The organism is Pseudomonadota bacterium (assembly GCA_023229365.1).
In the GTDB taxonomy this organism is placed as follows: domain Bacteria; phylum Myxococcota_A; class Polyangia; order JAAYKL01; family JAAYKL01; genus JALNZK01.
On the sequence record JALNZK010000003.1, the window covers coordinates 137037 to 145414 of the forward strand.

7 protein-coding genes are annotated in these 8378 nt (G+C 44.8%); all 7 read left to right on the forward strand.

Annotated elements, in window-relative coordinates; all coding sequences use genetic code 11:
* Positions 1–5 precede the first annotated feature (5 nt).
* On the forward strand, positions 6–743 hold the full coding sequence (locus M0R80_04390) for a hypothetical protein (GenBank protein ID MCK9458856.1): 738 nt from the start codon (positions 6–8) through the stop codon (positions 741–743).
* A 2-nt stretch (positions 744–745) separates the two neighbouring features.
* Entirely contained in the window at positions 746–2032 is a 1287-nt protein-coding gene (locus M0R80_04395; GenBank protein ID MCK9458857.1) for a hypothetical protein, read from the forward strand.
* Entirely contained in the window at positions 2029–3759 is a 1731-nt protein-coding gene (locus M0R80_04400; protein ID MCK9458858.1) for a hypothetical protein, read from the forward strand. Before M0R80_04395 ends, M0R80_04400 begins: the two co-directional genes overlap by 4 nt.
* Positions 3760–4324: 565 nt before the next feature.
* Positions 4325–5407 carry a hypothetical protein gene (locus tag M0R80_04405; protein ID MCK9458859.1) on the forward strand — a complete coding sequence of 361 codons (1083 nt, stop codon included), beginning with the start codon at positions 4325–4327 and terminating at the stop codon, positions 5405–5407.
* A 188-nt stretch (positions 5408–5595) separates the two neighbouring features.
* Complete coding sequence (locus M0R80_04410) at positions 5596–5868, forward strand: hypothetical protein (protein MCK9458860.1); 273 nt, start codon at positions 5596–5598, stop codon at positions 5866–5868.
* 19 nt (positions 5869–5887) lie between these two features.
* Entirely contained in the window at positions 5888–8032 is a 2145-nt protein-coding gene (locus tag M0R80_04415; protein ID MCK9458861.1) for a hypothetical protein, read from the forward strand.
* Between the two features lie 38 nt (positions 8033–8070).
* Positions 8071–8378 (forward strand): hypothetical protein (locus M0R80_04420; protein ID MCK9458862.1); only part of this gene is annotated, 308 nt, incomplete at its 3' end.

Consider the following 8378-nt stretch of genomic DNA (forward strand, 5'->3'; position numbering starts at 1 on the left):
CTTTTATGCCTATTGCATCTACTGATATAAAACTTTATAAATCTAAATCTACGGCTGCTGCCGATGGAGAGTCGGGAGGGAATGGACTTGGAAAATATAGATCTTCCGATGAGATTGTTACCGATGTGGACGAAAACCTTTTTGACAATGTTTCTGCTGCGGAATCAGAAATAGGGGATACGGAATATCGAGCTTTTTTTGTCAAAAACACTCACGCAACATTATCTTTTACTGATGCAAAAGTCTATATTTCTCCCACGGGGACTTTACCGATGTCTTTATTGACAACCCAACTGGAGAATGGAGGATCTGAGACTACGGTTGACGTAGTAAGTGGTACAGACTTCCCAACGTCTGGAGCATTTTTTGTTGAGGATGAAGAAATAACATATACGGGAAAAACGGGGAATCAATTTACTGGATGTACTAGGGCGCAAAACGGGACTTCTGCTGTTCTTCATACAACTGCAAAAAGAGTTGAGCATAATCAAATAAGAATGTATGTTGCGGAGCCGACGAGTAAAACCACTGGCTATCTAGAAACAATTGCCGATGAAAGTACGGAGCCCGCGACACCAGGGACATGGGCTGCGCCTTATACTTTTGCGACTGGGTTATCGATTGGAACCCTTGCTCCTAGTGAATTTTATGGGGTTTGGGTTCGAAGAAAAATTCCCGTGGGATGTAAAGCAAAAACAGGTATTTCATATGTTTTTGCTAGAAAAGGTGAGACTGCGGAGTAAATATGACAAAAAATTGGTCTCGCTTTCCTCTTGCGGAACCGACGGGAGAGGATCTAGCAAACTTCTCTGTTTATAGGTTATACGAGAAATCCGCCATTGCGGGATACGGTGTTTTGAGTGGATGTGAAGTTACCAGAACTAGTTCAACTGCGGTAACTGCGGCCAGCGGAACATTTACAATTAGTGGAGTTTCCGCGACGTTCGCAGGGGCGAGTTTAACTGGTATAGCTGCTGCGGCAGCTACAAAACATCGTTACGATCTGGTTTATATTGATGGAACAGACTCAACTTTAAAGATAGAGTCCGGCGTTGAAGAAGTCCCTGATAATGCTATCGATTTCCTAGAAAATTATTCCCCCCGCCCCGCAGAACCTACCGATACAGACTGGATTGTGCTTGCGATAATTCGCGTAACCGAGGATGGAATCACAGAATCTGATTTTGGAACTATTGAATATGCTACGGATTGCGTTGCAGATATGCGCTTATCGCCAGCTTTTGCGGTAGATGACGTAACTCTTCAGGTTATTAATGGTGTCGCATCCGTAAAAGCGATGGCTGGACACGCTTCCAACCACGCATCAGCCGGAAGCGATCCGATTAAGTTGGATGATTTAGCTGCTCCCGAAAACAATACCGATCTTAATGTTTCCGCCTTGGCACACGGTCTTTGTCCGATGTATCCTAATAATACTACAACTTTCTTCCGAGGGGATGGAACTTATGCGGTTCCGGGGAGCGACAGCACAAAAATCAATCACTCGTTAGCTACGGCTACATCTGATTTTTTAGTAGGTAATACCGGGGGAGGGACGTTTGTAAAAAAGACATTGGCCGAGACCAAAACTGTGCTCGGTTTAGGTTCCGCAGCTTATACCGCATCAGGAGATTATGCTACCGCGGCCAAAGGGGTTACTAACGGAGATTCTCACAATCATGTTGGGGGAGATGGAGCCGTCTTAAATGTTGCTGTCTGGGGTCCATATAGGATAACTCACGACGGCGGAGCGACTCAAGCGATTGTAACAACTCCTGCACTTTGCGAAATTGATGAAATTGTTGTAAAATGTCAGGAAGGGTCCACTACTGCAACGATACTTTTGGGGTGGGCTGGGGACACAGACGGCTTAATGACTAATGCAGAGGCTCCTAAAACGTTGAATTTATCCAAATTTATAAGATTTCCTACTTCTGAATTCACTTCGGCAACAGCGCTAATTGCTACAGTTGGCGGAGCGGATACTGTAGGAGAATGGGATGTTTGGTTAAAAATTTCGAGGTATACATGAAACTTATTAATATTGTATTGATAGTGTCTATATTGATGTTTGTTGCGGGAGTTGGTCTTGCAGCAGATACTGGCGGGTTTACCGTGCGAAGCGGGCAGAATATCACTATGCAAGGCGGGAAGGTTCTTAACTCCCCCAATGGCACTGCTTCAACTGATCTCATGACTGTTCGACAGGGATGGGATAAGTTAAACAAGACCGATCCTATTTTGGGTCGTGTCACCCCACAAGAGTTCGGTGCTACAGTAAATGATGGGATTGACGATACTCAATATATTCAAAACGCATTGAATGCGTCGCGTTATGTATATTTTCCCGCAGGTGAATATACCCAAGACCCAAGTCTGAAATTCTGGGGCGAAACAGTTGGCGGGTTAGTATTACAAGATGATTCAATTGTGGAATTTTCGCCTGATGCGATAATTAAAAACAAGGCCCACCATGAAACACATTACTACATGTTGCAGTCCATTAATAGGCACAACATCACCATAATCAATGCAAACCTGGATGGAAACCGCTCCGGAAATACCGAAACCACCGGCGAGTGGGGTTATGGAATCATAATCGCCGCCAGTGAAAACGTCAACGTACAAGGCGGTTCGTTTAGAAATATGTGGGGTGACGGCATAAGCGTCACTGGATGGTCGCCGTATACAACTCACAACCAAAACATCGTAGTAGAAAATGTGTTGTGTGACTTCAATCGCCGGGGGGGATTGTCCATTGAAGACGCTATTGGATTGTATGTATCGGGAAAATTCATTAATGCCAATGGCACTTCGCCAGATTTTGGAATAGACATCGAGCCATACAATAATCTAGTACATGCTGAAGGAATTGTATTAGATAATGTCCAAACATCAAATAATTCGCGCGGAATTATTGTTTGTCCTTATTATATGGGCACAAATCCTATCGATGTAAAAATTCTTAATTCATATGATGCGGATTCATATAAGTCCATTTCCACCGCCATAGCATCAGGACTGTTTTTTGGTCCGGCAAGTGCTACCAGCAATGGCAGAATCGTTGTGGAGAATCCGACTATTGTTGATTCCGATGAAGCCGGAATTGTAATTAGTGGTTGGAGTTATTCAGGTCCAAATATTGATATTATTAATCCGAGTATTATCCGTCCTAATCGACTCAATGTGTCAACTTATCAAGGATCTGCCGTGTTGTGGAACCAATTATGGGGAATCATGCCGGGCGCTAATGTGAATATTTATCGCCCATATATAGCGTCTAATGATAGCATACTTCCTTCATATTTATTCTATTACGCCGAATCGTATGGTGCGAGCCCAGTTATAGATACTCCCGTGAAGTTATGCGATACTAAAAATACGCCCAACAAAAACTATATGATGCGTGGAACTATTATAGATCCATTGCATTTAGATTCTGCGATACTTCCCGCACATACAACGGTATTGACTGAGGCCAATTATCACCGATATTACAACAACAGCGGCCTTGGTGATGGTGCTTGGATCGGTCTAAATGGTTTTTCAGCCGGTCAAACCATGACGTTTACAACAGTGAACAACGCCGAACTAAAACTGTATCCAGAAGGCGACACATGCATACTCCCGCTATCGTCCAACATTTCATATGGCCTACGATCTTCCGGGGTCAGTGGAGAGAGCGTCACGCTCAGAAAAACAAATGATATTTCCTGGCAGATAACCGAGATTATAGGAACGTGGACATCAGAAGCTTAATTGTTGACCATGTATATCCTGCCTCTCCTCGCCTTCGCGTGAGACCAGCCGCCTCTTTTTTTTTTCGGACTGCTTATCACGCGCGTAGCTGTAGGCATCGCGGCATTAATTTGTTTTGTCTCACCACTCATCTTCGTGGGGAGAAGCGGACACAATCGTCTCCTTCTGGACCTACGAAATGGGAGTAGATAACGGGATTGAACGAGCCAGATTCGGTAAAACCGGAATTAGGGTAGTTGGCATCCCTCACTATGACAACAATACAGCGGCTCATACCGGGGGCTGGTAGACGGCGATTTTTACCGTACTGGCGCAGATCCTGACGTATTGTGCGTGGTGCATTAAACTTGGAGCACCCGGCCCGCGCAAACCTCTTCGTGTGGCCGGGTTACTTTCGTGATGCTCTTTACCTTTTTAATATGAACGTAGTCCGAGTTATCTTGATCGCGCTAGATTAAAACCCGTAAGTCGATTGAGATATTTTATTTAATTCATTTTTTTAAAATACCCTTTAATTCTTTTCTTCTCAATTCGTTATCAATATCCAATTAATTGGTGCATATTAATGAGAAAATCCATAATTACTATTCTGGGCGTCATGTTAATGGCGCTATTTATTGGAACGGCTTTTGCAGATCCGTGGGAAACGTATAGAAATACAGCATATTCTAGATCTGATGTAGTGATCGGTCCTACGTTTGATTTTACTACATCTGCTACAGGAACAACAACTTTTACCAATGGAGCCACTATTCCGACGGGAGAGGTGCTTACCGGTGACGTTACTGGAACGGCTTCTAGAATCGCAGTCGGAACGTTTATTGATACGGCATACGGCTTAAAGAATTCTACCGCCAATAAGGCTCAGGTAAATCTATCTGCTAATATGGGCCTAAGATTGGGGACGGGGGCAACCGCTGGATCAATAGAGATTTATCCCGGACACGGCATAGATGTTGGTGCTTCTGGAGTAGAGGTTGATCCAGATGATTTCAGAGATCCATTGTCTGGACTTGTCGAGACCACAAGCAACCACCTGGGAGTAAACCTTACTGCCAACAAAGGTCTTGAATTTGGAACTGGAGCTGCATCGGGATCTTTACAGATTAATCTTGATGGCACCAGTCTCGCGCTGGGCGTAGGCGGAATATCTGTAAATCCTGCACAGGAACTAACCTCTTTGCAAGTATCCGGACCAACATATCTGAATGGTACCACAATCGGGAGCGGTGACGCGCTCGATATCACATCTGTGGATAAGTTGAAAGTCGCGACTGTTATTGTCCCAGTTTACGAAACTATTACCTTCCCTATAACTAATCAGTCTGTTGATGAATATGCGTTTATCGCAGATGATGCTTGGTGGCTTGTGAAAGCTGAGGAGATTCATAGCGTGGCAGGGACTGCCGTGGCTCCAACCGCCGCTAACCTGACTGTCAGAATATGCGATGATAACGAGGCTCCGAGCGCTGGAATAAATTCCACAACTGCTGTAATACCGCTGAACGACGCCGTAAACAATATCAACACCGCGAGCTTGAATAACACAAACTGCCTGCTCGCTGATGGCGACATGATCGCGCTTGATTACGCAGGTGATCTAGCGGCAGTTCGCGGAAGTGTTACCTTAACTTTACGGAGAATGTAAAGTCGTTATATTTTTTTTGAGGATTATCTATGAAATTTAAATGGACTGGACCCGAAAATTGGTTCGTTGGAGACGCCGGAGGCGAGGGTATTCGGATGAGTACTATCGCTAATGGTTATGAGTGTTCTGAGTTTGGTGGAAAAATTAAGAATTGGCTGGCGCGTGGTTGGATTGAGGTGGTGAAGTAAATGCCAGATCTTCCAGAGTGTCAAACGTGTGAGTTTAACAAAACTCTTGGACAAAGCCAGCGCGGTATGCTGTTGGTGATAGGTTCTGTTATATTATTTCTGATGTGGACTGTTCAGACTTGGTTGTCTGCTGCGTATGATATGGCAACCGACAACACGATTCCTTTGATATTTGGGGCGGCTGTTGCCGGTGGTTACGCATTTTATTTCTATAGCAAGTCGCAGACAGATAAAGTTAATCTTAATGCCAAAATTGAGTCTGCGAAAGTATGATCGGATGGTGATTCTTTAAATGACTACGTTCGAAAATCCGACTTCCATTGAGTCTCGCGTTGGTATAGCTGTCGAGACCACCGAAGGAACAGCTATGGCGGAGCCTACTATTGAGCTATTTATGAATGCAGGCTCCGCTCCAGAGTTAGATCTGGTAGTTGACAGTAAGATCAAGCAAAAGGCTTTCAACGAACCCTATAAGAGAAATGAGATTCGTGGATACTGGCACACTGAAGGTAATCTTCCCGGACTTAAGTTCTCTCCGTCTAATGGTGTCCCTGAATTTTTGGGCGTAGGCTTCGGAAATCCTTGGTATTCTAAACAGGTATATAAATATACTGTTGCTACGGGTGCAGGTACTTCTTTCGCAAAGGGGGATAAAATATTTGGTCGAACCTCTCTAGCAAGGGGCGAAGTTGCTCGCGTTGTAACCGACACTCTTTGGCTCATTGGTGTTCAAGGAACCTTTGCTAATAGTGAAGATTTATTAAAGGCCCCCGGCGGAATTGATTATACAAAGAACGCTGCTGCTTCAAGTGGTTTTGCTGCGGTTTCTGGTTATTACTGTCACAAGATGGACGCAGTAAGAAATTTTGTTAATACTGATACTCCTGCGATTCTTACTACCGTTAAAGCAGACAACAAGGATTTGACCTTTAAGGCTTTGGTGAATGGTACCGAAGGAGAAGTGATTTCTATAACCGCGGCTGAAGCGGCTGGAGATAACCCTCTTACTATAAGCGTTTCCGGAAACGACATCACTATTAATAATGCCACTTCGGGCGGAACAGCAACAAGTATAGCCTCTGACATTCTTACTGCTCTTAATAATGATGCGTCCGCGAGTTTGTTAATTTATACCGCTCTTGCCGACGGGAGTTCTGGTGCAGGAGTGTTTGGAACCCTTACGCACACCCATCTAGTCCACGCAAGGACTCCTGTAAGAGTCGGGTCCGTAGCGACCAAAGCTTGTCTTGGAGATCCGATGGTCGATTTCTCTGAATATGGAATTACCACTGGGAAGAAAAAAGTATTTGTAACCGTTAAGGATGCTACCACTACAACCCCAATTCCTATCTCCGGTTGGATGGGGATGCCCATAATGATGGTGACGTTTGATACTGGATCTGCGGCATTTACTGTTGGTCAAAAACTATCTGCTAAGACGGGCGGAACCACAGATGTTATAGGGACCATTGTTGACGTTGTAGTTACTGATAATGCAGGATGGGGCGGGACTACAGGCGGATACATATTTGTTGAACAAGATGCTACCGCCAGAACCATTCTTGATAACGATACTTTAACATCCGCAGTTTCTGGTGCTGGGGCAGCTAATGTTCCGACAATCCCCGCCTATCTCAATAACGCCGTTAAGATCTACAACAATGCAGACTCTTCCGGCTCTGCTCAGACTTGGAATGGTGACGTGACAACCTTTGATGAAACCGATACCCTTACTTATAACGCCATTCAGAGGACTTTCGATCAAAAGTCCTTGTCCGTGTTCGTTAAAGACGCTGGCGACAATACAAAGGTAGGAAAAGGAACCAAAGTCAAGGAACTTAGTTTTGATATAACTGCCGATGCGTTCGCTTACAATGTTGGTCTCCTTGGTAGAAACGTCGAGTATCCAACAACCGAACCTGCGTACCCCGGTGGACTAACCGACTCTTCCCCGTTCGGAGCATCCGCGAGAACGTTTGAGATAGACGGTTCCAGTGCTGGACAGGCCGCTCAGGTCAACAAAGCAAGAGCTAGTTTCACTTGGGATTTCGCACCTGGGAAGGGTGTTGTTATCTCAGAGAACTACCCCACTACGCTACAGCCTACCACCTACAATATCATCGGTACTCTGGATGTACAGTGGAAGAATAACGCGATGATGAAAGCGTTCTGGAATAATCCTTCCGGCTCCGCACCCGCGGCTGGAACTCTCATCTCTAAGAGATTGTCCTTCCTGTTGGATAGCGGAGACGTGGTTTCCACCGGATATAACAAAATGCTTTCCATCGAACTCCTTGGAACTATTGATTCTGCAACGTTGAATAGAGACCAAGATGGGTACATCCAGCCTACTACCATTGAGGGCTTCATGTACGACAGCACTTATACTTGGGGACCCGCTCGTTTCTATGTATACGATGCAACTGCCACGCACTGAGAGAATAAATTAAAATTTTTAAGATGGTGATTATTTAAATGACTACGTTCGAAAATCCGACTTCCATTGAGTCTCGCGTTGGTATAGCTGTCGAGACCACCGAAGGAACAGCTATGGCGGAGCCTACCATTGAACTGTTTATGAATGCAGGCTCCGCTCCAGAGTTAGATCTGGTAGTTGACAGTAAGATTAAACAGAAGGCTTTCAACGAACCCTATAAGAGAAATGAGATTCGTGGATACTGGCACACTGAAGGTAATCTTCCCGGACTTAAGTTCTCTCCGTCTAATGGTGTCCCTGAATTTTTGGGCGTAGGCTTCGGAAATCCTTGGTATTCTAAACAGGT

Coding starts and splice junctions, on each gene's coding strand:
- M0R80_04390 (MCK9458856.1), top strand. CDS start 6: ATGCCTATTGCATCTACTGATATAAAACTTTATAAATCTAAATCTACG.
- M0R80_04400 (MCK9458858.1), top strand. CDS start 2,029: ATGAAACTTATTAATATTGTATTGATAGTGTCTATATTGATGTTTGTT.
- M0R80_04405 (MCK9458859.1), top strand. CDS start 4,325: ATGAGAAAATCCATAATTACTATTCTGGGCGTCATGTTAATGGCGCTA.
- M0R80_04415 (MCK9458861.1), top strand. CDS start 5,888: ATGACTACGTTCGAAAATCCGACTTCCATTGAGTCTCGCGTTGGTATA.
- M0R80_04410 (MCK9458860.1), top strand. CDS start 5,596: ATGCCAGATCTTCCAGAGTGTCAAACGTGTGAGTTTAACAAAACTCTT.
- M0R80_04395 (MCK9458857.1), top strand. CDS start 746: ATGACAAAAAATTGGTCTCGCTTTCCTCTTGCGGAACCGACGGGAGAG.